This window comes from Pseudomonas sp. SK (genome assembly GCF_012975065.1).
GTDB lineage: Bacteria > Pseudomonadota > Gammaproteobacteria > Pseudomonadales > Pseudomonadaceae > Aquipseudomonas > Aquipseudomonas anuradhapurensis.
Window position 1 is genome coordinate 2,913,493 of record NZ_CP051857.1, and the last position, 24,638, is coordinate 2,938,130.

Sequence of the window (24,638 nt, forward strand, 5' to 3'; positions counted from 1 at the left end):
TGGTGGGTGTGCCCGCCCGCCGGACCGTGCAGGTTCGAGGCCTGGACTTGACCCGTGGGGCTGGCACAGCCGCTCGATCAGGCCTGCTGCAAGGCCCGCGGGCGCCAACTGCGCTGCTCATCCGCGCCGCCCTGGGCCTGCTGCAACTGGAAGTCGAACTTCAATTCGCCATGCCGCCCGCCCGGCCCTTCGACGAACATCACCTCCCCCACCAGGCCGTCCCGCGTGGCATAGGCAAAGTCGTCCCACAGGTACTGGTCGCCGGCCAGGTTGATCTGCGTGGTCAGGTGCCGGTGCCCCGGCGCCGAGATGAAGAAGTGCACATGCGCTGGGCGCTGGCCGTGGCGGCCGAGCAGATCCAGGCATTCCTGGGTCGGCCCCTGTGGGTCGCAACCGTAGCCCGATGGCACGATGGAGCGCGCCCGATAGCGCCCTTCGGCGTCGGTAACGATGCGCCGGCGCAGGTTGTATGCGGACTGGCGCTGGTCGAAGAACGAATAGGTACCGCGGGTATTGGCATGCCAAAGGTCAACCGTGGCGCCTGGCAGCGGTCGGCCCTGCGGGTCGAGCACCCGGCCCTCCAGGTACAGCGCCGTGGCCACGCCCTCCTCGCTGCCATCGTCCATGCGCGCCTCACCTACGCTGATCGGCGCGCCGGCGACGTACAGCGGGCCTTCGATGGTGCGGGGTGTGCCGCCGACCAGGCCGGTCTGCTGGTCCTTGGCATCCTGCAACAGGTCGAGGAAGTGCTCGATGCCCAGCCCGGCTACCAACAGCCCGGCCTCGCCGCGCCCGCCCAGGCGGTTGAGGTAGTCGACGGCGTGCCAGAACTCGTCCTCGCTGATCTCCAGGTCCTCGATCAGCCGCGCGGTGTCCTGCAGCACACGCTGCACGATACGCTTCAGGCGCGGGCTGCCGGCAGCATTGCCCAGGCCGGCGGCCTCTTCGAAGAACTGCTGGAGTTCGGCAGTGTGGGAAATTTTTACGGCCATGATGGTTTACCTCGTCTTGTTCTGTTCGGGTCAGGCCTGCGCCGAAACGGCCTGGGCCTGCCGCCGGCCGCTGGCCAGGTGCACGGCCATGGCCAGTGCGGCGATCGCACCCGGGACGGCGAAAGCGATGAAATTGAGTTGCAACGGCAGGTTGATGCCCATCAGTGCACCGCCCAGCAGCGGCCCGACAATGGCGCCATTGCGGCCGATGCCCGAGGCCCAGCCCAGCCCGGTGGAGCGCACCGACAGCCCGTACAGCTGCGCGGCACCGGCATACAGCAGGATCTGCGTGCCGATGGTGGTGGCGCCGGCAATGAAGATCAGCAGGTACAGCAGCGGCATCGGGCTGTTGACGCCCAGCAGGCTGATCGACAGCGCAGCAGTAATGAAGAACGCCACCTTGACCTTGACCAGGTTGTAGCGATCACCCAGCCAACCACCGAGAATCGCCCCGGCCATGCCGCCGAAGTTCAGGGCCAGCAGGAACGACAGGCTCGAGCCCAGGCTGTAGCCGGCACTGGCCATCAGCTTCGGCAACCAGGAACTGAGCGCGTAGACCATCAGCAGGCAGCAGAAGAACGCCAGCCACAGCGCCAGGGTGCGGATCGCCAGGCCGTTGCGGAACAGTTCCAGCACCGACGCGCCGTTGCCCTTGCGGTCGGCCGCCTGCAACAGGTCATCGGCCTGCACGTCGCAATCCGGGTCCAGGCGCTTGAGCAGCTTGCGCGCTTCTTCGCTACGGCCGCGGCGCACCAGGAAGCCGATCGATTCGGGCAGGTAATAGAGAATCACCGGCAACAGCAGCAGTGGCACGGCAGCGGCAAAGAACATCGATTCCCAGCCGAAACGCGGCAGCATGAAGATACCGACGCCCGCCGAGAGCATGCCGCCCAGCGAGTAGCCACTGAACATGATCGCCACCAGTGTGCTGCGCAGGCGCTTGGGCGCGTATTCGTTCATCAGCGCCACGGCGTTGGGCATCAGCCCGCCGCAGCCCAGGCCGGCAATGAAGCGGTAGATGCCGAACTCGCTGGGGCTGCTGGCGAAGCCGTTGAGGATGGTCGCCGTGGAAAACAGGGCGAAGCAGATGGCAATCCCCTGCTTGCGCCCGATACGGTCCGCCAGGCTGCCGAAGGCCAGGGCGCCGAACATCATGCCGAACAGCGCATAGCTGCCCAGTGCACCCGCCTGCAAAGGGGTCAGGCCCCACGCCTTCATGATCACCGGCAGGACCACGCCGTAGATGAACAGGTCATAGCCGTCGAAGATCAACAGCAGGCCGCACCAGGCCATGACCATCCAGTGGAAGCGGGTAAAACGCGCATTATCGATGATCGGGTGTACGTCTAGGGTTCGCATGGCAGCTATCACTCTTGTTTTTGTTGTGAAAGAAAGCTTTTTTGCCCTGGGCACTGCTCAGCCGAGGTCGCCGCCCCCCACCGGCAAGGTCACGCCGGTGATGTACGAGGCCTCGTCGGAAGCGAGGAAGAGAATTGCGCCCACCTGCTCGTCGATGCTGCCGTAGCGGTGCATCAGGCTGCTGTCGAGGGTCTGGTCGACGATCTGCTGGTACCAGCGCTGTTCCTGCTCGGTCTGCTCGGCGTTGTTGCGCGGCACGCGCCGGGGTGGCGCTTCAGTGCCGCCGGGCGCGGTGGCGTTGACCCGGATGCCGCGCCCGGCCGTTTCGAACGCCAGGCAAGCCGTGAGCGCGTTGACACCGCCCTTGGCCGCCCCGTAAGGCACGCGGTTGATGCCGCGGGTGGCGATGGACGAGACATTGACGATGGCGCCGCTGCCGCGTTCGAGCATGTAGGGCAAGGCGGCGTGGCAGCACCACAGGGTGGGGAACAGCGAGCGGCGCACTTCGGCTTCGATCTGCTCCACCTGGTAATGCTCGAACGGTTTGGCCCAGATGGTGCCGCCGACGTTGTTGACCAGGATGTCGAGGCGGCTGAAGGTGGCTACCGCGCTGGCCATGACCCGCGCGCAGTCGGCATGCTGTTCGAGGTCGGCAGTGAGGGTGAGCATGCCCTCGCCGGCCAGTTCGTGGACCAGTTCGGAGCGGTCTACCGCGACCACTTGCGCGCCTTCGGCCTTGAGCCGCCAGCACACGCCACGGCCGATGCCCTGGGCGGCGCCGGTAACCAGGGCGACCTTGCCTTGGAATCTGTTGTTCATATCCATCTCTCCGGTTCGCCATGGCAGCTGTGGGAGCGGGCATGCCCGCGAACGCGTCCGGCCAGACAACGTCGTTGAACTCGCTGGCCTCTTCGCGGGCACGCCCGCTCCCACAGGGTTGGCGTATTGCTTGCGATGAAAGAAGCGGTCAGGCCGCTGCCGCGAACTTCTCGTAGTAGAAGTTCGCCGGGGTGATGCCCTGCTCACGCACGTACTGGCTCACCGCCTCGACCATCGGCGGCGGGCCGCACAGGTACACGTCGACATCGCCATCGTTGAGGTGGTGCGGCTCGATGTGCTGGGTCACGTAACCCTTGCGTGGGTATTGGCTGTCAGGGTTGGCCACGCAGGCGCTGAAGGTGAAGTTGGGGATGCGCGCCGCCAAGGCCTGCAGGCGGTCGAGCTCGACCAGGTCGAAGTCGTTGGTCACCCCGTAGATAAGGTGCAACGGGTGCTCGCTGCCCTGCTCGGCGATCTTCTCCAGCATTGCCGTGAACGGTGCCAGGCCGGTACCACCAGCCAGCAACAGCAGTGGGCGCTGGATTGGCCGCAGGTAGAAGCTGCCCAGCGGCCCGGCCAGGGTCATGCTGTCGCCGGCCTTGGCCAGGTTGGTCAGGAAACTGCTCATCAGCCCGCCCGGCACGTTGCGGATCAGGAAGCTGACTTCGCCGTCCTTCTGCAGCGAGCTGAACGAATAGGCGCGGCTCTGCTCGCTGCCCGGTACCTTGAGATTGACGTATTGCCCGGGCAGGAACGCCAGGCGGCTGAGGGCCTCACCCCTGAGCGACAGGGCGATGGTACTGGCCGACAGCGGGCGCACGGCGCTGATCGCGGCCTCGAAACAGGCCTGCTCGGTCTTGCACAGCTGCGACGAGGCCGGAATGCGGATCACGCAGTCACTTGCCGCGCGCATCTGGCAGGTCAGCACGTAGCCTTCGGCGACTTCGTCTGCGCTCAGGGCATCCTCGATGAAGTTGTCACCCAGCTCGTAACGGCCGGACTCGGCCTTGCACTTGCAGGTGCCGCAGGCGCCGTCGCGGCAGTCCAGCGGAATGTTGATGCCCTGGCGGTAGGCAGCATCGGCCACGGTTTCATGGCCGGTGGCTTCGATGAAGCGGGTTACCCCGTCTTCGAAATTCAGTGCGATCTGGTAGCTCATGTTGCACCTCGCGGGCGAGCCGGGCCACGGCGCATCGCAGGAGGCACCGGGCAGTACTCGCAAGACCCTGGATCAGATGTGGTAGATGTCGATGACCTGGCGCACGTAGTCGTTCTTCAGCACCACCTTCTTGGCCTTGATCAGCGGCTGCTCGCCGCGCAGGTCGAGGGTGTAGAAACTGCTGCCGAAGTAACTGTCGGTGGTCTTGTAGCGGAAGCTCAGGGTGTGCCAGTTGAAGCGCACCTGGCACAGCCCGTCAGCCTGCCCGACGATCTCGATGTTGCTGATGTTGTGCGAGGTGCGGGTGTCGGGCACGGTCGCGCTGGAGCGCTCGGTCTTGATCCGGAACACGCGGTCTTCCAGGCCGCCGCGGTTGCCATACCAGATCAGCGAGATTTCGCTTTGCGGGTCCTCGGTCAGGGTGTCGTCATCGTCCCAGCTCGGCATCCAGAAAGTGGCATCGCTGGCGTACAGTTCCAGCCACTGGTCCCATTGGGCGTCGTCCAGGTAGCGCGCCTCGCGGTAGAGGAAGTCGCGCACGGTGTCATACAGGCTCATTGCACGGCCTCCACGGGGATCAGTTGCTGTTCGTCCTTCAGGGCCTGGATCATGGTGTCCTGCCAGTACTTGTGCTGCAGCACGAACAAGCCTTCGTCCTCGGTGCGCACGCCAGACAACAGCGGCTTCAGCGCAATCTCCCTGGCCGCCTCGTCGGCGCCTTGCACCCAGTGCGCAGCCCCACGGGACATGTCGTTCCAGCCGCTGCCGCCGCCGTAGCCGGTCTGGCACGAGCGGAACTCTTCGAGGTCGTCCGGGGTGGCCATGCCGCTGACGTTGAAGAAATCCTCGTACTGGCGAATGCGCTTGGCGCGGGCATCGGCGCTCTCGCCTTTCGGCGCGATGCAATAGATGGTGATTTCGGTCTTGTTCACCGAAATCGGCCGGGCGATGCGGATCTGCGAGCTGAACTGGTCCATCAGGTACACATTCGGGTACAGGCACAGGTTGCGCGAGTTCTCGATCATCCAGTCGGCACGCGCCTGGCCGAAATCGGCTGCCAGCTGCTCCCGGCGCTCGTAGGCCGGGCGGTCCTCCGGGTTGGCCCAGCGGGTCCACAGCAGCAGGTGGCCGTGGTCGAAGGAGTAGAAGCCACCGCCCTGCTTGGCCCAGGCCCCGGCGCTCATGGTCTTGATCTCCTCGCCCGCCTCGCGCTGCTTGCGCTGGTTCTGGGTGGCGGCGTAGTTCCAGTGCACGGAGCTGACGTGGTAACCGTCGGCGCCGTTCTCCGCGGTGAGCTTCCAGTTGCCTTCGTAGATATACGAACTGGCCCCACGCAGCACTTCCAGGCCTTGTGGCGACTGGTCGACGATCATGTCGATGATTTTCGCCGACTCGCCCAGGTGTTCGACCAGCGGTTTGACGTCGGCCTTCAGGCTGCCAAACAGAAAGCCCCGGTACGACTCGAAGCGCGCCACCCTGGTCAGGTCGTGGGAGCCATCGCAGTTGAAGCTGGCGGGGTAGCCGGCGTTGCCTGGGTCCTTAACTTTCAGCAGCTTGCCGCTGTTGTTGAACGTCCAGCCGTGGAACGGGCAGGTGTAGCTGGAGCGGTTGCCGCGCTTGTGCCGGCAGAGCATGGCGCCACGGTGGCTGCAGGCGTTGAGGAAGGCATTCAGCTCACCGTCCTTGTTGCGCGCGATGAAGATCGGCTGGCGCCCCATGGTCAGGGTGAGGAAGTCGTTGTTCTCGGGGATCTGGCTTTCGTGGGCCAGGTAGATCCAGTTGCCCTCGAAGATGTGTTTCATCTCCAGATCGAACAGGCGTGGGTCGGTGAACATCTCGCGCTTGCAGCGGTAGATGCCCTTTTCACGGTCGTCCTCGAGCAAGGCATTGAGGTAGTCGAATCCCAGGGACATGGCCAGGGTCTCCCTTGTTATTGTTTGGACCTGGTCAGGTTAGGGATTGGTAGGCGGCAGCAATATCCGCTTTGTGCGCAGTGCTATCCGTTTTGTGCAGGCAGTGGCTGGTTCAGCGCCGATTGCGCAAGGTTTCCGAGGGCAGCTCGCCAAACTGCTGCCGATACACCTCGGAAAACCGCCCCAGGTGCAGGAAGCCGTAGTCCATGGCCAGTTCGGTCACGCTGCGCACGCTGCAGCTGGCATCGCCCAGACAGGCATGCACCTGCGCCAGCTTGCGCTGGCGCACATACTGCTTGGGCGTGGTGCCCAGGTGGCGGTCGAACAGTGCATACAACGAGCGCAGGCTCATGCATGCCTGCTCTGCCAACGCTTCGGCGGAAAGTTCGAGCCTTAGGTTGCGTTCGATGTAGTCGAGGATTCGTTCCAGGCTTGCTCCGGGTGAACCCAGGCGCTCGCGACGGATATTGGTAGTCATCAGCGTCAGCAACTTGCTGGCGACGATCTGGCTGTAATGGCCCTGTACCCTTGGCAGCGAATCGCTCACTTCCGCTTCATGGCACACCATCGCCAGCAGGTTGACGAAACCGTCCAGCTCATCCAGCCGATAATGGTTGCGCAGGAAGCGCACACCGCCATCGGGCCGCTGCCAGCGCTGTTCGTCGCAGATCGAGTCGAGCAGCCGGGCCGGCACCTTGAGGATGAATTTCTCGCAGTCTTCCGAATAGGTCAGGTCGACCGGATCATCCGGGTTGATCAGCAGCAGCTCGCCCGGTACCAGGTGCTGCTCGCGCTTGGGCCCACGCCACAAGCAGTTGCCGTTGAGCAACAGCTGCAGGTGGTAGATGGTTTCCAGTGCTGGCGAGGTGACGCGTACGCTGCCGCCATAGCTGATGCGGCACAGGTCCAGTTCGGCGAACTTGCGGTGGCTGAGGCTGGCCTGGGGATGGGTGGTGCGGGACAGACCGATGCAATGCTGGCCTACATGCTGGTTCACATAATCGGACACCGCATAAGGGTCGGCGTGATGAAACACGCTACTGCGCTCGCTCAGCAGGCGGCTTTCCATAGGCAGGGCACTCGGTATCGTTGTTGTTCTGGTCGCCGCAACCTACAGCCAGACAGGCGGTGATTGCGGTCGTCACGGTCATTCTATCGAGCCGGCTGGTGGGCGCAGGGGGCAGGCGACAACCGGTGAATGCCCCCACTTAAGCAAAATGGCCGGGGATGGGCAATGCGCGGCAGGCAATGGCCGGGCGGATAGCGGACAGCCGACGGCCATGGGCGTGCGGTTATCGCACGCTCAGTGCTGCACCCTCACTGTACTGGCAGGAAGTTCATCAACAACAGGCTCTGCGCGTAGTTCAGGCCAATCCGCCGATAGCGTTCGTCAAGCAGCTCGGCCAGCAAATCCAGGCGCGCCACGATCTTGCCGAACTCCACGGCAAAGCTGAGGTTGCTGCCTTCCTCGGAAATTTCATTGGAGAACAGCAACAGCTCCCCATTGGCATCTTGTCGCTGGCTCAGCATCCAGGTGGCTTTTTCGATGTTGCGCGCAGCGTTGTTGACGAACAGCGGATCGATGGTATCGGTCATGTAGAACTCGGTACGCCCGCCATGCGCGGTGATCAGCATGCTGCCGATGGCGTAGATGAACGCGCCTACCCGATCGCCACGGAACTCCGGGCTCAGGGCATAACTCAAGGCCGCCAGGTCACGGCGCTTGCCCAGTTGCGGCAGCGGCTGGCGTTGTTCGATGGCGATGCGGATCTGCCGCTCGGTGGTGGCGGCGTCGACGTAGCCGGACAGCTTCCACTGGTTGGGGTTGCGCAGGTACAGCTTGTTCATCAACAGGTACAGGCTTTGCAGGTTGTCGCGCATGGCCAGCGTGGCCATGCGGTCGACGCTGGTCTGGAACAGCTCGCTGGGCTTGCCGTTGCCGAGCTGATCGAGCATGTCGCGCCCCTGCTCCTGGGTGCAGGCGCACAGGCAGCTGAAGGCGCCAACCAGCAGCAGGCGTGAAAGGATTTTGGTATTGCTTGCAACCATCGGCACCGGGTCGATATTCGGCGGCCGCACCGGGGATCGGTGCAGCCTGGCCAAGCATAGAGCCCAGAAAGTCCGAAAAGTGCGAAATGCAGAGAGTCAGGATCTGCCAAACGCAGCAAGCCATGTGGCCGCCGTGTAGTGAGCCCCCTGATAGATTTGCCAGTTTCGCATTTGCGTACGACGGCGAAAGATACTCCGCACCACCCACGGAGCAATCACCATGAGTAAATATGTAAAGAACCCCGGCGAACTGGATCCGGACTTTGGCATTGAGGGTTATGCCAATTTGCCATTTCCTCCAGGCAGTTTATCTTCGGGCACGGTCCATTCGACAACAACTGATTCAGCGCACCGTATTGCTTGGGCCGGCGGCGTTACGATCAATGGAGAGGAGTTTGATTTTTTTGCAAGGATGGACGCCAAAGGTGTCTGGGAGTCCGATCCAGGCTTCGTCGCAATTGAAGATCCCGGGCTGGATGAACAGGCGTTCCAGTTCATCACGCCCGCGAGACCTGAGTCTGACTCGAACTACATCGCGCAGGCATTACGTGTAACATGGAATGGTGATGACTGGCTCTGGCATGCCGCTGTCGGCCACTACCAAAACAACTTCGCAGCGCTGGCTGGTTTCGGCACGAAAGGGATGATCACGATAAAACCTGGTAGCCAGCGCAACGCAAAAGCAACAACCACCACCAAGCCCGAACAACGCCCGACAGTAAAACCTGTCAATAAGTCAAAGGCCCCGGAACACCTGGAGAACAGATATAAGGACAGGGTGTTTGCTCCCGCCGCCCGTAGTGTGTTGCTGGGCAACAATATCAAGACCTTGTACGCCTCTTCGCTCGAGTTTCAGCCAAACAGTCAACGGCTGTGGGTCGCTCTGCATGATGCCAAGACTGGGGCCCCAGTACCCGGTCTCGGTCCAGATGGCACTCATAGCCAATGGCTCATTCCGAATTTCCTGGGTGATACGTTCAAGCCGTGGGGTTGTCACTTCTTCGAGGACGGTGGTTTTGCCCTGGCCGGGAAGGAAGGTGTATCGGGTATCGTCGCCAGATACAAGAGCAACGGCCTGCTGGATACGGACTTCAACCAGAACGGTTATATCCAACTTGATGACTGCAACATCCACCTGGGTGCTGATGAAAGCAGGATCATTATCGCCCAGGGCACCTATTTCACCAGCGAGCCGGGGCGCCCAATCAACCTGACGATCCGTGCCTACCACAAGCAAACCGGCTTGCCCGACACACAGTTCAATGAAGATGGTGTGCTCAGCGTCGATATTGATCCAGGTACTGATATCAGGGCCCTCGCAACGGAGTCCATCATCCTTGCCAGCGATGGGGCGGTCTACATCGCTGGAAACCTGATGCACGTGGACGGGTCCAGTTTTTACGACCAGGGCATCATCTTCAAGGTCACCCGGGACGGCAAATTGGACGGCAACTTCGCTTCCGAAGGGTGCTACCGGGTTCCAACAGATAAACTCAACACCCTGCGCGCAGCGCACCTTGGATCGGACGGACTGCGTTTCATCTCAGAGTTGAACGAGGGCGGGCGTTGTGCCATGAAACTCTTCATCTGATTGCCGCTGAACCGCTGGCAAGCCATTGAATACAATGGCTTGCCACGCTAGGGTTTGAAGCCTGTTCACTGGCGCTGGCGCAACATCTCCACGACCTGCGCATGCAGCACCGGATCACCGCAGGCCACCACGCACCCACCATTCTGTGCACTGCTGCCATCCCACGCGGTGATCACCCCACCTGCCCCTTCGATGATCGGCATCAACGCCTGTACGTCGTAAGGCTGCAGGCTGGCCTCGACGATCACATCGACAAACCCCGAGGCCAGCATGCAGTAGGCATAGCAATCGCCGCCGTAGCGCATCAGCCGCGCCTTGCCGGCAACCGCCTCGAACGCCGCCTTGCGTTCAGCGGTGTCGAACATGTCCGGGGTGGTGCACATCAGGGTGGCCGAAGCCAGGTCGCCGCAGGCGCGGGTCTTCAGCGGCGTACCGTTGCGCCAGGCGCCTTCCGGCGTACCGACGAAGCGCTCAGCGGTGAACGGCTGGTTCATCACCCCTACCACCGGCTGCGTGCCGTCGTTGAGGGCGATCAGCGTGCCCCACAGCGGCAGGCCGGTGATGAAGGCGCGGGTACCGTCGATCGGGTCGAGCACCCAGGTCAGCGGGCTGCTGCCGACCGCCACCCCGGCTTCCTCGCCGAGAATACCGTGCTCGGGGTAACGGGCCTGGATCAGCGCGCGCATGGCGTCTTCGGCCGCCTTGTCGGCCACGGTCACCGGGTCGTACAGGCGCCCGCCCTTGTCCTCGACATCCAGGCTGGCGCGAAAGTAGGGCTTGATCGCTTCGGCGGCAGCATCGGCCAACTGCTCGGCAAAGGCGCGGTACTCGCCGATCTGTTCAGCACTCAGGGACATGGGACGGGCCTCGTGACAAAGATGGGGCACGCATCATACCCGACACACTGCCCCGCTGTACGTGGCAGCGGTCTAGACTGAACATGACCAGATCACCGGGGGGCTGCCACACGTGGAGGTGTGCGATGAGCCAGTTCAAGCGTCTGTTCGTCATGCTCGGCCCGCAGATGCGTCACACGCCGGCGCTGCAACGCGCGGCGGCGTTGGCGGAATCCAACGGTGCCTTGCTGGATATCAATGTATTCGTCGACGATGTCGACACCTTCGGCTTGATGAGCGATAGCCGCGAACGCGAACGGCTGCTCAGCGACAACCGCCAATGGCTGGCGGACGAAGCCGAACAACTGGTCAACGCCGGCCTGGACGTGTCCACCGAGCTGCTGCTGACCCGTGACCCGCTGGGCAGTGTGCTGGAACGGGTCGAACGCCTGGGGTGCGACCTGCTGATCAAGGACGTGCAGCACGAACCGGTGCTCAAGCGCCTGCTGGTGACGCCACTGGACTGGCAGTTGCTCAAGGACAGCCCGGTCGCCGTGCACCTGGTCAGCGATATCCGCCTGCCCCTGCCCCGGCAGATCGCTGCCGCTGTGGACCTGAACAGCCATGGCGCTGGCGAGCATCTGGACGAACAGGTGATTCACTGCGCCCATGCCCTGGCCCTGCAGTGCAACGCCGAGCTGCACCTGCTGCATGTATGCGACGCAGCGAAGACCCACATTGCCGACTTCGGTGCTGGTACGGTCACCATGCCCGGCTTCGATGGCAACCTGCGGGCCGCCCAGCGGGCGGCGTTCAACCGCCTGGGCGACCACCATCAGATTCCGTTGGAGCGTCGGCACTTCCTGGAAGGCCCTGCAATCAAGGCCATTGCCCAGTTCGTCGGTCATAGCCGGGCCGACGTGATCGTGATGGGCAGCCACCGGCATGACGCCCTGCAGACCTTCCTGGGCGGAACCACGGCGCATGTGCTGGAACACCCGCTGTGCAACGTATTGGCAATCAAGGCGGTCCGCTGAGTACTGGTTGGCTGAACCGACCGATTCGCGCGGGCGCGCTCCCACGGGTGATCGCAATTGCCAGCATCCGTGACGCACTTGTGGGAGCGGGCGTGCCCGCGAAGGCGCCAGTACCGCTTGGCCCGCCTGGCATCTGGCACATCCGTGCCACATAAAAATAATGCATCTGATAATGATTCGTAGTAGTTTTGCGCCGCTTCAGCCCCTTACCTTCAGCGCCCTACTCCAGGATCGTCCCGTCGATGCGTCGCACGTTCGTTTCGCTTTGTGTGCTTCATGCTGTCTCCCCATTGGCCTTTGCCGAGCCAGAGCCGCTCGGCACGCCGTCCCAGATCGAACTGCAGGCCCTGAGCATTACCAGCAGTGCCGACAGCGAACGTGCCGATGGCCCGGTCGACGGCTACAAGGCCAGCCGCTCGGCCAGCGCCACCCGCACCGACACCGCGCTGCATGAAACCCCGCAATCGGTCAGCGTGGTGCCCAAGGACGTGCTGCAAGACACTGGCGCCACCCGCCTGCAGGACGGCCTGGACTACGCCGGTGGTGTCGGGCGCGCCAACAATTTCGGCGGCCAGGGCCTGACCACCTTCACCGTGCGCGGCTTCACCACCGGTGAGTTCTACCGCAACGGTTTCCCGATCAACCGTGGCTACCCCAACGCCCCGGACGCCAACACGGTCGAACGCCTGGAGGTGATTCGTGGCCCGGCCAGCAGCCTGTATGGCCGCGGTGACCCCGGCGGTACCTTCAACGTGGTCAGCAAGCAGCCGTTGCCGGAATCGAGGGTCACCCTGGGTAGCCAGTTCGATGACCAGGGCATGCACCGCGCCACCCTCGACGCTGGCGGGCCGCTGAACCAGGACGGCTCGCTGGCCTACCGCCTCAACCTGCTGGGCGAAGGCGGCGACAGCTTCCGCGACGATGTGCAAAGTGAGCGCTACGACGTGGCGCCGGTACTCAGCTGGCAGGTCAATGACAGCACCAAGGTCGTCTTCGAGGGCGACTTCATGCGCAACAACCATCCCCTTGACAGGGGCCTGACCCGCTATGCCAACCAGACCGGCCGCGCCTCGCGGGATACTTACCTCTGGGAGAAAGGCAGCGACAACCTGCTGCACAACGACAACAACATGACCCAGCTGCGCTTCGAGCATCTGCTCAACGAGGACTGGACGCTGGGTGGCGGCTTCCAGTACCTCGACGGCTCGCTCAAGGGTAATGCGGTCGAGGGCACGCGATTACAGGCAGATGGCCGGACGCTTGAGCGCAACTTCAACTACCGCAAGCTGGAATGGACCGACCGCGACTGGCAGTTGAACCTGACCGGGCATTTCGATACCGGTACGCTCAGCCATACCCTGCTGACCGGCATCGAGTACGAGAATTACCACTACAGCTCGATCATCCGCCGTTCCTCCGCGCCCTACCCAATCGACATCTACGACCCGGTACTGGGCCAAACGCGACCGGCGCTAAATCCGACGCCAACGACCTGGGACAATGAAAAGCTGCAGACTTGGGCCTTCTTCATCCAGGACCAGGTGGCGCTGACCGAGCGGCTGAAGGCATTGGCCGGTGTGCGCTTCGAGCGTTTCGAGCACGACTACGACGACCGCCGTGCCGCCAACCGCGATTTCCAAAAGGGCGAGAACGGCGTCACGCCACGCTTCGGCCTGATCTACGACCTGACCGATACTGTGGCGGTGTATGCCAACACCGCGCGCTCGTTCAAACCCAACTCTGGCACGCCCGCCGGCAACGGTAGCAGTGGCTTCGACCCAGAAAAAGGCAAGTCCTACGAGCTGGGTGTGAAATGGGAAGCACTCGATCGTCAGCTGAGCGTCGACGCGGCGATCTACCACATCGTCAAGGAAAACGTACTGGCCAACGACCCGAACGACGCCACCGGTACCTACAAGATCGCGGCCGGCGAAGTGCGTAGCCGTGGCCTGGATATCAACGTCGCCGGCAACCTCACCCCCGAATGGCGCGTGATCGGTGGCTATGCCTACGTGGATGCCGAAGTGACCAAGGACACGAGCCTGCCCAAGGGCACCCACCTGGCCAATATCCCGCGCAACAGCTTCAGCCTGCTGAACACCTACGAGTTCCAGGATGGCCTGGCCAAAGGGCTGGGGTTGGGCGTTGGCGTGAAGTACGTGGATGACCGGGCCGGGCAGACGGCGGCCAGTACCTACACCATGGAAAGCTACAGCGTGGTGGACCTGTTGAGCTTCTACCAGGTCAACGAACATGTGCGGCTGAACCTGGACGTGAAGAACCTGTTCAACAAAGGTTATGACGAGGGGGCGTTCAACAGCTACGTCTACCCGGGCGCGCCACGGACGGTGCAGGCTGGCGTTTCCTATACCTTCTGAATCGCCGGGGTTGCCTTGCAGCCCATCGCGACACAAGGCCGCTGCTACAGAATGAACGCGTCTGCAGGAGCGGCCTTGTGTCGCGATGGGCCGCAAAGCGGCCCCCGGCCTCAGAAGCCTTTGCTGTAGAACAGCGAGTACGATTCGATGCCGTCGTTAGGCTGCTTGAGCCCCGCGTTGGAATAATGCATCGCGCGGATCCCCACCTTCTGCTCCCCCGGCAACTTCAGGCCAAAGCCGATGCGGTCCTCGAAGTTGAGCGCCGACCCCAGGCGCTGGTCGCCCACGTCGGTCTTGGAGAACGCCGCCAGGCCAATGCCGGCCTCGATGTAGGGGGTGTAACGGAAACCGCTGAATTCATAGGTGAACACCGGGCTGACCGACAACGAATGGGCACCGCTGGCCTCACCGCCTTCCCAATAGGTGTAGGCCGCATCCCAGTATCCGCTGAGGTAGCCGGTGCTGCTTTCCAGCCATTTCTTGTCCCAGTCGAACGACAGGCCGATACGGTAGGTCATGTCGCCTTGACCAGTTGCGCCAATGGCACCGGACACCTGCGCTGCCTGGGCCATGTTGGCTGCGGCAAAGGCCAGCACTGCTGCAGCCAGCGAAGCTGCGAAACGGGTTTTCATCAATGACTTCTCCTGATGGTCGATACGGCAAGCGGGGGCTCGAGCCCCTCGATTTATGGTGACCGGACCATCCAGCCCGGTCACACCAAGTAATACTTTTCTGATTATTGTCCAGATAATCAGAAAGTTGGAAGTGAATTGCCACTATTGGCTAATCCCTTCAACTTGCATCGACCTTCCGGTTACCGCTACTCAGTCGTATTCCGCTTCGTCATGCTCGCCGAGCAAACGCCGTTGTCGGGGCGTGGCCGCCTCCAGCACCTGCGGGTTGAAGCACCAGTCCAGATAAGGAGAAAACTTCTGCGCCACCATGCGCCGGCCATAGTGCACTTGCAGCATGTCACGCACACGTGTCTGGCTGTTGTTGGCCCCGCCGCGGTGCCAGACATCGCTGCGAAATACCAGCGCATCGCCTGCCTGGCACAGCAGCGGTACTGCCTGGCGGCCCTGCCACTGGTCCTCACCAGGCTGCGGAGGCCGCCCAGCACGATGGCTAGCGGGCACGATCCAGGTCGGCCCGATGTCCTGGTCGATGTCGCTGAGGTACAACTGCGCCGTCAGGATCTGCGCAGGTTGGACGAAGTCGCCGCGTTCGCTGAGCCAGTCGGGCAGCTGCATGGGCAGGTGGTCCAGATGCAGGGCCATGCCGGGGTAGCCGGGGTGGCTACGCCAGGCGGTCTGGCCGATTACATGGCAGTCGGCGCTCAGCGCCGCTTCGGCCAGGGCAATCAGCGCAGGCAGGTCGAGAAAGGGTAGCCACAGCGGGTTGCGGTTGAACACGCACTTGTAGTGTTCCAGCAGCCCCTGATAGTCCCAGTGGATGGGTTGCAGGTCGTCGATGGCGCAGCGCAACAAGGCGATGCGCAAGGGCTCGAGCACAGCGGGGAGCAGCACGTAGCCCTGCTCGTCCAAGCTTTGCAACTGCAGGTCCAGGCTCATGATGACACGCCTTGTGCAGGCAGGAGTACAACTGTACTCCTGCCGTATTTTCCATCAACGCCAGTTCAGATTCACGGTCGCAGGCGACTTGCCGTTGACGGTGACCATTTGTTGCACCGTTTCGCCCTGAGCGTTGCCAGTGACTTTGTACTTGCCCGGCGGCAACTGCACGTACAGCAGCGGCCCGGCATCCGGGACGCTGAGCACGGGCTGACCCTGGGCATTCTGGATATCCACGCTGGCGCCGCTCTGGAACTTGCCTTCCGGGCCGGTCGAGAGCTCGACGTGCAGGTCATAGCCTGGGGTCTTGCGCATGGCATTGGCCTCGTCCTGGCCAATGCCACCTTGCAGGTAGCGCACGCCGTTCTGCTCCTGGGGCTGCAGCTGCACAGCCTGCATGTCGATCGGGGCATTCAGGTCGGCGGCAGCCGCCAGGGTCCAGGGCAGCGCCAGGGCGACCAGCAGTGCGGCACCGAGGGCATAGTGATGATTACGCATGGTACGACCCTCCGTTCGAGGATGGCTTACCTATTATCTGATCGTTCTGGCGAAACAGTGTTCGTACAGACGCGTGGTCGCCTGGATGAAATTCGCTTTAGCAAACCAATTTTATTAGCAGAGACATCAGCTTGCGCGGCGTTCTTCGAGTAATTTCACGAACATGCTCAAGCTGCGTGACACCGTGCCCCGTCGCCACACCAGCCAGGTTTTCAGGTAGCGGAAATCCTCCGACATTGGCCAGGCGCTGACAGTGCTGCAACCAGGCATGTTGTCGAGCATGCTACGCGGCATCATGGCCAGCCCGGCGCCGGCGCTGACACAGGCCAGCATGCCGTGGTACGACTCCATTTCGTGGATCTTGCCCGGTACCGCCTGGTCCTGGACGAACCAGTTCTCGAAGTGGTGGCGGTACGAACAGTTGGCGCGGAATGCGTAGATGTTTTCGCCGTTGACGTCCTGGGCGCGGTGCACCGGGGCATGGTTGAGTGGCGCGATGACCATCATTTCTTCCTCGAATACCGGTATGCCCTCCAGCGTCGGGTGCAGTACCGGCCCGTCGACGAACGCCGCCACCAGGCGCCCGGACAGCACGCCCTCGAGCATGGTCCCGGATGGCCCGGTGGACAGGTCCAGGTCGACCTTGGGGTAGCGCTGGTTGTACGCCGCCAGCAAGGCTGGGATGCGCACCGCCGCGGTGCTTTCCAACGACCCCAGGGCGAAGGTCCCTTGCGGGTCTTCACCAGCCACGGTCAGCCGCGCCTCGTGGACCAGGTCAAGGATACGCCGGGTGTATTCGAGGAAGTTCCAGCCTGCCGGAGACAGGCGCAGGCGGCTCTTTTCACGAATGAACAGGTCGACACCCAGGTCTTCCTCCAACTGCTTGATGCGTGTGGTCAGGTTCGACGGCACCCGATGGATGTGCTGCGCGGCGGCGCTGATGCTGCCCTGCTCTGCCACGGCCTTGAAGATTTCCAGTTGCACCAGGTCCACATGCTTTCTCCAAACGTGAATGTTTCGCTCATTATTATTCAGTTTTCATTAAAGCCCTAGCCCACTAGTCTGGCGTCTCGGATCAACGACAACGAGAGTGTCCCGCCATGAGCGCGATCAGCAGCCTGACCCACGCCATCTCCCTCGACCCGTACAGCGGTGAGCAGATCGGCGCCTACCCGTTCGACAGCGACGCCGCACTGGAAGCGGCGCTGCAACGTGCCAAGGTTGGCTTCGGCCAGTGGCGCCGGGTGTCGCTGGGTCAGCGCAGCGAGTACCTGCTGGCCCTGGCCAGCACCCTCGAAGGCAAGGCCGAAGCCTTCGCGCAGATGATCAGCCGCGAAATCGGCAAACCGATCGCCCAGGCCCGTGGCGAGGTCAGCAAATGCGTCGGCCTGTGCCGCTGGTACGCCGAGCACGGCCCGGCGATGCTCGCTGCCGAGCCGACCCAGGTGGAAAAGGCCCGCATCGAATACCGCCCGCTGGGCCCGATCCTGGCGGTGATGCCGTGGAACTTCCCGGTATGGCAGGTGCTGCGCGGCGCCGTGCCGGCGATCCTGGCCGGCAATACCTACGTGCTCAAGCATGCCCCGAACGTGATGGGCAGCGCTTACCTGCTGGGTGAGCTGTTCAAGGATGCCGGCCTGCCAGAAGGCGTGTTCGAGGTACTGAACGTGACCCCGGACGGTGTCACCCGTGCCATCAACGACCCGCGCATTGCCGCCGTGACCCTGACTGGCAGCGTGCGGGCCGGCATGGCGATCGGGGCGCAGGCTGGCGCGGCGCTGAAGAAGTGCGTACTGGAACTGGGCGGCTCCGACCCGTTCATCGTGCTGGCCGACGCCGACCTGGATGCTGCCGTGAAGGCGGCGGTGATCGGCCGCTACCAGAACACCGGCCAGGTCTGTGCAGCGGCCAAGCGCCTGATCGTCGAAGCCAGCGTCGTGGAGGAATTCACCCGCAGGTTCGTCGACGCCACGCGTGAGCTGAAGGTGGGCAACCCGCTGGAAGACGATACCTACGTCGGCCCGATGGCCCGTTACGACCTGCGTGACGAGCTGGATGGCCAGGTCCAGGCGAGCATCGCCGAAGGCGCTACCCTGCTGCTGGGCGGGCACAAGGTCGAAGGTGTGGCCAACTTCTACGCGCCGACCGTGCTGGCCAACGTCACCCCGGACATGACGGCGTTCCGCCAGGAGCTGTTCGGGCCGGTAGCGGCGATCATCAGCGCCCGCGATGCGGACCACGCGGTGGAGCTGGCCAACGACAGCGACTTCGGCCTGGCTTCGACCATCTACACCGCCGACTACGCGTTGGCCGAGCGCATGACTGCAGCCCTGGATACCGGTGGCGTGTTCATCAACGGCTACTGCGCTTCCGACCCCCGCGTGGCGTTCGGCGGGGTGAAGAAGAGCGGCTTCGGGCGCGAGCTGTCGCACTTTGGCGTGCGTGAGTTCACCAATGCGCAGACGGTTTGGCTGGATCGTAACTGATCGGTGCCTTGGGGCTGCTTTGCAGCCCATCGCGACGCAAGGCCACTCCTACCGATCCGACCCCCGCGTGGTTCGAGCAGGTTCGGGTAGGATCGGCCTTGTGTCGCGATGGGCCGAGAAGCGGCCCCGAATATCTCAATCCCGAACCTGGTCCTTGACCCAGTCCAGCATTCCCCCCGGCACGATCAGTTCATGCCGCGCCCGCGAACAGGCGGTGTACAACCCGGCCAACATCCGCGCACGCTCGTTGCGGTTACCGGCCACCTGCGGCGCCACCATCAGTTCCGGCGACACCATCACCCGGGCAAATTCCATGTTCTTCACATCCCGCACCCGCCCCAGGAACAGCTTGGGCGCCTTGTCCCAGCGGTAACGGCTCTTGGCCCTGGCGAAGTGCTCTGGCGTGTAGCCCTTGCGCAGCATGTTGGCCACGGCAACGAAGGCCTTGTCATCGCCCTTGTCCTGCTCCAGTGCCTGCCAACTGGCATAACGGAACAGCATCGGGTGGCGCGGCCGGGTGCCATGGCGATACAGCTCGATGCAGTCCTCGACGAACAGCTCGAAGTCCTTGCGCGCGCTTTTCAGCAGCACGAACGGCACGCCCTGGTGCGTCAGGCGCTGGAACCAGCCGAACAAGCCCCATTCGTCGTCGACGATCAGCGCGGTGGGCTGTTCGGGAACGCTGACGGCATCGAAGAAGCTGACCCGGGTGTAATGCTCGGCGCTGCCGCTGAAAGCCCCCTGGATCGCCGCCGGGTGGGCCTGGATCAGTGGGTTGAGCACGTTGTCCATGGCCGGCCCGGCGCGCAGTGAGCGGTCGATGCAGCGCTGGCGAATGAAGCTGCCGTGGTGCGGGCTGAGGCCGTTGAGGTTCTGCAGTTCGTCACCCAGGGCAATGATCGACTGCGGGCTGCGGTCGAGCACGGCGAGCATCGGCGCCGACAGCTCGTGGGCCTCGTCGACGATGACATGGGTGTAGCGGCTGTCGATCACATCCGCAGTCAGCGACAGCAACTTGACCCGGTGATAGTCGCGTACCGGCAACTGGATTTCCCGGGCTGACGGGCGAATCAGCTCCTGCCAGTACAACCGTGCCTTTTCCAGCAGCACCTCCTGGTCCAGCGGCGTAGTCCCCGGCCCGGCCCACGGCAGATGGTGCAGTTGCAGCTGGCTATCGGCGCTGTGGCAGAAGCTGCGCACCGCGCGAATGCACAAGGCCACCACCTCACGGGCAGCCAGCGGGCCGATGTCGGGGATGCCCAGCCAGCGGACCACCTGCGCATCCTGCGGGCGCCACGACAGTTTGGTGCGATACGGGTCGCGCAGGCGCCAACCGTTGCTGGTGAGGTCGCGGTTGAGCAGCTCGTCGGCCAATTGGCCGAAGGTCAGCGCCGTGTAGGCGGCGGCGTCCTTGACGCGCGCCTGCAAGGCTCGCAACTGGCCTTCGGTCAATGCCAGCAATAGCGTACGCTGGGGGTCGAGCAGGCGGGCGAACTGATGAATCAGGAAGGTCTTGCCGGTGCCGGCGAAGCCCTGCACGGCCACCGATTCGTCGACCCCACTGAGAAACTCGCGCAACAGCCGGTTCTGCTGGTCGCTGAGCATCAGGTCGCTGGCCAGCGACGGCAGGTACACCGGGTGCAGTGGCGTTGCGCGCTGGCGATAGCTGGCGGCGAACTGGAAGTTCCACTGGCCTTCGGCGTCCAGCAGCTCGTCGGCCTGGTACGCCACTTCGCCGGACAACAGTGCGATCCCGTTCTCGCCGAGCATGCCCAGGCCCATCGCGAAGGCTTCACGGTCGAAGTGCTGCGCCACCTGGCCCTGGAAACGCCCGGGTGCGGCGCTCTCGACCTCGTTGGCGATGCGCACGATTTCAGCGAAACGGCGTTCCTGCGCGTCCGCCGAGGCCGTGGCGGGCTGGCGCGGCAGGTTTTGCACGAACAGCACTGTAGCGGCTTCCAGCAGGCTGGCGGTACTGAAGAACTCGGTAGCAGGCGCGCTGGCGAGGCGGTCGGCCTGGTCGCTGGGCAAAGGCAGGTAGAACATCGGCACCTCGGGTGGAAACAGGGCGGCACGATAGCAATTTTTGCGCTGCGATGCTGGGTTCAGTAGCGCCTGGGGCCAGCCCTTGCGCGGGCAACCCCGCCGCCACAGGGTCACCACGGGTTTGGGAGCGGGTTTACCCGCCAAAGGGCCAGCAGCTATTCGCCGATACTCAACCCCTGCCCCGCTTCAATGTCTCGCTGGGAAACTCCTTGAACAACTGGCGGTAACTCTCTGAAAACCTTCCCAAATGCCAGAACGACCAGCGCATCGCCACCTCGGCCACCGTCACCCCGCCGTTGCGCAACAGGTCGCGCCGCGCACCGTTGAGCCGACGCAGACGCAACCAGTGCGCCGGCGACATGCCGGTAAACGCCTTGAATGCCTGCTGCAGCTGGCGCAGGGAAACCCCGGCAACCGCCGCCAGTTCCACCAGGTTCAGAGTCTCCTCCGGGCAGTCGGCCGCCCACTCACTGACCCGGCGCATGATCGCCCGTTCCTCGTCGCGCCGCCCCAAGGCCACGCCCTGCAAGCGTTGGCAGGCATTGTCGAGGATGAACAGGCAGTCATCCAGCAGCTGTTCCGCCAGGGCCTGCCCCTGCAATGGGCAATCGGCCTCGCCCAGGCGGGTCAGCGTGGCACTCAGCCAACTGCCGAACAGCGCATTCTGGCCGCTGCCCAACGGCACCATGAACAACCCCTCGAGGCGCTGCGGGTCCAGGCCATGACCGGCCAGGAACGCCTGGTCGAACACCACCGCCACTTCCTCGTAGTTCTCCGGCGTGATCCAGATGTTGCGGCTCTGTTCGTTCAGCAGGTACAGGCTGTTCTCGCTGCGGTCGAAGCAGAACGCCAGCGCACCGCTCGGCGCCCGGAAGAATTGCTCCACCCGGGTGTTCAAGCGCTCCTCGTACACCTGCACCCCCTCCAACCCCAGGCAACGCAGCTCACCGCTGAAATGCCCGGGCGACATCTGCCGATACTGCTGCTGCCAGGCAGGGGTGGCACGCACCTGCTCGGTGACGTCGGTGGTATGGAAGGCCTGGACTTGCAAGGCATTGGCGGTGGTCACGCGCGGTCCTAGTTGCACTCTTATGGTGCATTCGTTGCCGGAGAAAGTGGATAGATCGGCCACAGGGGCTGCGACCAAGATAGTCTCCAGTGCGTCAACTGGGAAGCGCAACGCCTTCGAAACCTGTAACGGGTTTCAACGCGAACCCACTCCCCCACCGAAACCCAACCAAGAGGTCTGTATGAACGCCCCCTTCGATCAGCTGTCCACCTGGCTGAAAGAACACCGCATCACCGAAGTCGAATGCGTGATCAGCGACCTGACCGGCATCGCCCGCGGCAAGATCGCACCCACCGCCAAGTTTCTTCACGAGCGCGGCATGCGCTTGCCCGAAAGCGTGCTGCTGCAGACTGTCACCGGCGACTACGTTGACGATGACATCTATTACAACCTGCTCGACGCCGCCGACATCGACATGGTCTGCCGCCCTGACCCGACTGCCGTCTACCAGATCCCGTGGGCGATCGAGCCGACCGCGATCGTGATTCACGACACCTTCGACAAGCAAGGCAACCCCATCGAACTGTCGCCGCGCAACGTACTGAAGAAGGTGCTCAAGCTGTATGCCGACCATGGCTGGCAGCCGATCGTGGCACCCGAGATGGAGTTCTACCTGACTCAGCGCTGCGAAGACCCGGACCTGCCGCTGCAGGTCCCCCTGGGGCGCTCGGGCCGGGCCGAAAGCGGCCGCCAGTCGTTCTCCATCGATGCCGCCAACGAATTCGACCCACTGTTCGAAGATGTCTACGACTGGTGCGAGATCCAGGGCCTGGACCTGGATACGCTGATTCACGAAGACGGCCCGGCGCAGATGGAGATCAACTTCCGTCACGGCGACGCGCTGGACCTGGCCGACCAGATCACGGTGTTCAAGCGCACCATGCGCGAGGCAGCGCTCAAGCACAATGTCGCGGCCACGTTCATGGCCAAACCGATCACCGACGAGCCGGGCAGCGCCATGCACCTGCACCAGAGCGTGATCGACATCGCCACCGGCAAGCCGATCTTCGCCAATGAAGACGGCAGCATGAGCCAGCTGTTCCTGTACCACATCGGTGGCCTGCAGAAGTACATCCCCAAGCTGCTGCCGATGTTCGCCCCCAACGTCAACTCGTTCCGCCGCTTCCTGCCGGACACCTCGGCACCGGTGAACGTCGAATGGGGTGAAGAAAACCGCACCGCCGGCCTGCGCGTGCCCACCTCCAGCCCCGAGTCGATGCGCGTGGAAAACCGCCTGCCCGGCGCCGATGCCAACCCGTACCTGGCCATTGCCGCCAGCTTGCTGTGCGGCTACCTGGGCATGGTCGAGCGCATCGAACCCAGCGCCCCAGTGCAGGGCCGCGCCTACGAACGACGCAACCTGCGCCTGCCGATCACCATCGAAGACGCCCTGCAGCACATGGAGGACTGCGAGACCGTGCAGCAGTACCTGGGCAAGCAGTTCGTCCAGGGCTATGTGGCGGTCAAGCGTGCCGAGCACGAGAACTACAAGCGGGTGATCAGCTCGTGGGAGCGTGAGTTCCTCATGCTCAGCGTCTGAACCTCCCCTGGCCGTCCCTATGCGGCCTATGTAGGAGCGGCCTTGCGTCGCGATGGGCTGCGCAGCAGCCCCAACAATCTGTGCCTCATGCGCTGAGGCCTTGGGGCTGCTTTGCAGCCCATCGCGCCGCAAGGCCGCTCCTACACACGGCAACACCCCAGCGAACTCGAAAAACAAGACCAACGAGGTGTCCCCATGCGTCATCTGCAAACCCTGATCCCCGCCGCCTTCACCCTGCTGTTCGCCAGTACCAGCCACGCCACCCCCTCGGTCAGCGTGTACAACTGGACCGACTACATCGGCGACACCACCTTGGCCGACTTCCAGGCCAGCAGCGGGATCAAGGTGGTGTATGACGTGTTCGACTCCAACGAAACCCTCGAAGGCAAGCTGCTGGCCGGGCGCAGCGGTTATGACGTGGTGGTACCCTCCAACCATTTCCTCGCGCGCCAGGCACAGGCCGGGGCCTTCCTGCCGCTGGACCGCAGCAAGCTGCCCAACTGGCAGCACCTGGACCCCAAGCTGCTCAAGCAGCTTGAACAGAACGACCCCGGCAACCGTTACGCCGTGCCCTACCTGTGGGGCACCAACGGCATCGGCTATAACGTCGACAAGGTCAAGGCGGCCCTCGGCGTCGATCATATCGACTCGTGGGCGGTGCTGTTCGAGCCCGAAAACCTGAAGAAGCTCAAGCAGTGCGGGGTGGCGTTCATGGACTCGCCCGACGAACTGTTCCCCGCCGTGCTCAACTACCTGGGCATGAACCCGCGCAGCGAGCAGCCGGCCGACTACGCCAAGGCCGAAGCCCGGCTGCTCGAACTGCGCCCCTACATCACCTACTTCCACTCCTCCAAGTACGTTGCCGACCTGGCCAATGGCGATGTCTGCGTGGCCTTCGGTTATTCCGGCGATGTGTTCCAGGCCGCCAACCGCGCCGTGGAGGCGAACAACGGCGTAAAGGTCGCCTATAGCATCCCCAAGGAAGGCAGCAACCTCTGGTTCGACCTGCTGGCCATCCCCAAGGACGCCAACAACCCTGAACAGGCCCTGGCCTTCATCAACTACCTGCTCGACCCCAAGGTGATCGCCAAGGTCAGTGCCACGGTCGGCTACGCCAACGCCAACCCTGATGCCCAGGCCTACATGGACGCCTCGCTGGTCAACAACCCCGAGGTCTACCCACCCCAGGCAGTGCTGGACAAGCTGTATATCTCCAGTACCCCGAGCCCGAAGATCATGCGCGTCATGACCCGCTCCTGGAGCAAGATCAAGTCCAACCGCTGAGCCGAGAATAC

The 24,638-nt window shown here is 63.4% G+C and carries 21 protein-coding genes; 6 read left to right on the forward strand and 15 right to left on the reverse strand.

Annotated elements, in window-relative coordinates; translation table 11 throughout:
- Window positions 1–77: 77 nt before the first annotated feature.
- From catA to HG549_RS13505, 8 genes are all read right to left on the reverse strand, one after another.
- On the reverse strand, window positions 78–992 hold the full coding sequence (catA, locus tag HG549_RS13470; RefSeq protein ID WP_170029958.1) for a catechol 1,2-dioxygenase: 915 nt from the start codon (window positions 990–992) through the stop codon (window positions 78–80).
- A 30-nt stretch (window positions 993–1,022) separates the two neighbouring features.
- Complete coding sequence (locus tag HG549_RS13475) at window positions 1,023–2,351, reverse strand: aromatic acid/H+ symport family MFS transporter (RefSeq protein WP_170029960.1); 1,329 nt, start codon at window positions 2,349–2,351, stop codon at window positions 1,023–1,025.
- A gap of 57 nt (window positions 2,352–2,408) precedes the next feature.
- Window positions 2,409–3,170 carry a 1,6-dihydroxycyclohexa-2,4-diene-1-carboxylate dehydrogenase gene (locus HG549_RS13480; RefSeq protein WP_170029962.1) on the reverse strand — a complete coding sequence of 254 codons (762 nt, stop codon included), beginning with the start codon at window positions 3,168–3,170 and terminating at the stop codon, window positions 2,409–2,411.
- Between the two features lie 148 nt (window positions 3,171–3,318).
- Window positions 3,319–4,329 (reverse strand): benzoate 1,2-dioxygenase electron transfer component BenC, encoded by a 1,011-nt coding sequence (gene benC / locus HG549_RS13485; protein WP_170029964.1) that lies wholly within the window; start codon window positions 4,327–4,329, stop codon window positions 3,319–3,321.
- Between the two features lie 72 nt (window positions 4,330–4,401).
- Window positions 4,402–4,887 (reverse strand): benzoate 1,2-dioxygenase small subunit, encoded by a 486-nt coding sequence (benB, locus tag HG549_RS13490; RefSeq protein WP_170029966.1) that lies wholly within the window; start codon window positions 4,885–4,887, stop codon window positions 4,402–4,404.
- Window positions 4,884–6,242, reverse strand: a complete 1,359-nt coding sequence (gene benA / locus HG549_RS13495; RefSeq protein ID WP_170029968.1) for a benzoate 1,2-dioxygenase large subunit — start codon at window positions 6,240–6,242, stop codon at window positions 4,884–4,886. Before benA ends, benB begins: the two co-directional genes overlap by 4 nt.
- 112 nt (window positions 6,243–6,354) lie before the next feature.
- Window positions 6,355–7,311, reverse strand: a complete 957-nt coding sequence (locus tag HG549_RS13500) for an AraC family transcriptional regulator (protein WP_170029970.1) — start codon at window positions 7,309–7,311, stop codon at window positions 6,355–6,357.
- A 248-nt stretch (window positions 7,312–7,559) separates the two neighbouring features.
- Entirely contained in the window at window positions 7,560–8,291 is a 732-nt protein-coding gene (locus tag HG549_RS13505) for a hypothetical protein (protein ID WP_170029972.1), read from the reverse strand.
- Between the two features lie 220 nt (window positions 8,292–8,511).
- On the opposite strand from HG549_RS13505, the gene HG549_RS13510 reads away from it, so the two are divergent.
- Entirely contained in the window at window positions 8,512–9,882 is a 1,371-nt protein-coding gene (locus HG549_RS13510; RefSeq protein WP_170029974.1) for a hypothetical protein, read from the forward strand.
- A gap of 65 nt (window positions 9,883–9,947) precedes the next feature.
- Here the strand turns inward: HG549_RS13510 and hisN are convergent, their stop codons facing one another.
- Complete coding sequence (gene hisN / locus HG549_RS13515; protein WP_170029976.1) at window positions 9,948–10,739, reverse strand: histidinol-phosphatase; 792 nt, start codon at window positions 10,737–10,739, stop codon at window positions 9,948–9,950.
- A 125-nt stretch (window positions 10,740–10,864) separates the two neighbouring features.
- Between hisN and HG549_RS13520 the strand changes: the two genes are divergently transcribed.
- Together HG549_RS13520 and HG549_RS13525 are read left to right on the forward strand one after the other, a co-directional pair.
- The gene (locus HG549_RS13520; protein WP_170029978.1) at window positions 10,865–11,755 is read left to right on the forward strand and encodes a universal stress protein; all 891 of its coding nucleotides are present in this window, start codon (window positions 10,865–10,867) and stop codon (window positions 11,753–11,755) included.
- 242 nt (window positions 11,756–11,997) lie between these two features.
- The gene (locus HG549_RS13525; RefSeq protein WP_170029980.1) at window positions 11,998–14,133 is read left to right on the forward strand and encodes a TonB-dependent siderophore receptor; all 2,136 of its coding nucleotides are present in this window, start codon (window positions 11,998–12,000) and stop codon (window positions 14,131–14,133) included.
- Between the two features lie 110 nt (window positions 14,134–14,243).
- Here HG549_RS13525 and HG549_RS13530 read toward each other — a convergent pair whose 3' ends face one another.
- The 4 genes from HG549_RS13530 to HG549_RS13545 form a co-directional block, all read right to left on the reverse strand.
- Window positions 14,244–14,705: an acyloxyacyl hydrolase gene (locus HG549_RS13530; RefSeq protein ID WP_372241578.1), complete on the reverse strand. Its 462-nt coding sequence runs from the start codon at window positions 14,703–14,705 to the stop codon at window positions 14,244–14,246.
- 252 nt (window positions 14,706–14,957) lie between these two features.
- Window positions 14,958–15,704: a phytanoyl-CoA dioxygenase family protein gene (locus HG549_RS13535; protein WP_170029984.1), complete on the reverse strand. Its 747-nt coding sequence runs from the start codon at window positions 15,702–15,704 to the stop codon at window positions 14,958–14,960.
- Between the two features lie 54 nt (window positions 15,705–15,758).
- Window positions 15,759–16,202 carry a carboxypeptidase regulatory-like domain-containing protein gene (locus tag HG549_RS13540; protein WP_170029986.1) on the reverse strand — a complete coding sequence of 148 codons (444 nt, stop codon included), beginning with the start codon at window positions 16,200–16,202 and terminating at the stop codon, window positions 15,759–15,761.
- 126 nt (window positions 16,203–16,328) lie between these two features.
- Window positions 16,329–17,195: a LysR family transcriptional regulator gene (locus HG549_RS13545; RefSeq protein WP_170029988.1), complete on the reverse strand. Its 867-nt coding sequence runs from the start codon at window positions 17,193–17,195 to the stop codon at window positions 16,329–16,331.
- 107 nt (window positions 17,196–17,302) lie between these two features.
- Here HG549_RS13545 and HG549_RS13550 point away from each other — a divergent pair, with 107 nt between their 5' ends.
- Window positions 17,303–18,688: an aldehyde dehydrogenase family protein gene (locus HG549_RS13550; protein WP_170029990.1), complete on the forward strand. Its 1,386-nt coding sequence runs from the start codon at window positions 17,303–17,305 to the stop codon at window positions 18,686–18,688.
- A gap of 135 nt (window positions 18,689–18,823) precedes the next feature.
- On the opposite strand, the gene HG549_RS13555 is transcribed toward HG549_RS13550, so the two are convergent.
- Window positions 18,824–20,734 carry an AAA family ATPase gene (locus HG549_RS13555; RefSeq protein WP_170029992.1) on the reverse strand — a complete coding sequence of 637 codons (1,911 nt, stop codon included), beginning with the start codon at window positions 20,732–20,734 and terminating at the stop codon, window positions 18,824–18,826.
- 169 nt (window positions 20,735–20,903) lie between these two features.
- Window positions 20,904–21,803: a helix-turn-helix domain-containing protein gene (locus HG549_RS13560; RefSeq protein WP_170029994.1), complete on the reverse strand. Its 900-nt coding sequence runs from the start codon at window positions 21,801–21,803 to the stop codon at window positions 20,904–20,906.
- 181 nt (window positions 21,804–21,984) lie between these two features.
- On the opposite strand from HG549_RS13560, the gene HG549_RS13565 reads away from it, so the two are divergent.
- Together HG549_RS13565 and HG549_RS13570 are read left to right on the forward strand one after the other, a co-directional pair.
- Window positions 21,985–23,343 (forward strand): glutamine synthetase family protein, encoded by a 1,359-nt coding sequence (locus tag HG549_RS13565; protein WP_170029996.1) that lies wholly within the window; start codon window positions 21,985–21,987, stop codon window positions 23,341–23,343.
- Between the two features lie 195 nt (window positions 23,344–23,538).
- Window positions 23,539–24,627 carry a polyamine ABC transporter substrate-binding protein gene (locus tag HG549_RS13570; protein ID WP_170029998.1) on the forward strand — a complete coding sequence of 363 codons (1,089 nt, stop codon included), beginning with the start codon at window positions 23,539–23,541 and terminating at the stop codon, window positions 24,625–24,627.
- Window positions 24,628–24,638 lie beyond the last annotated feature (11 nt).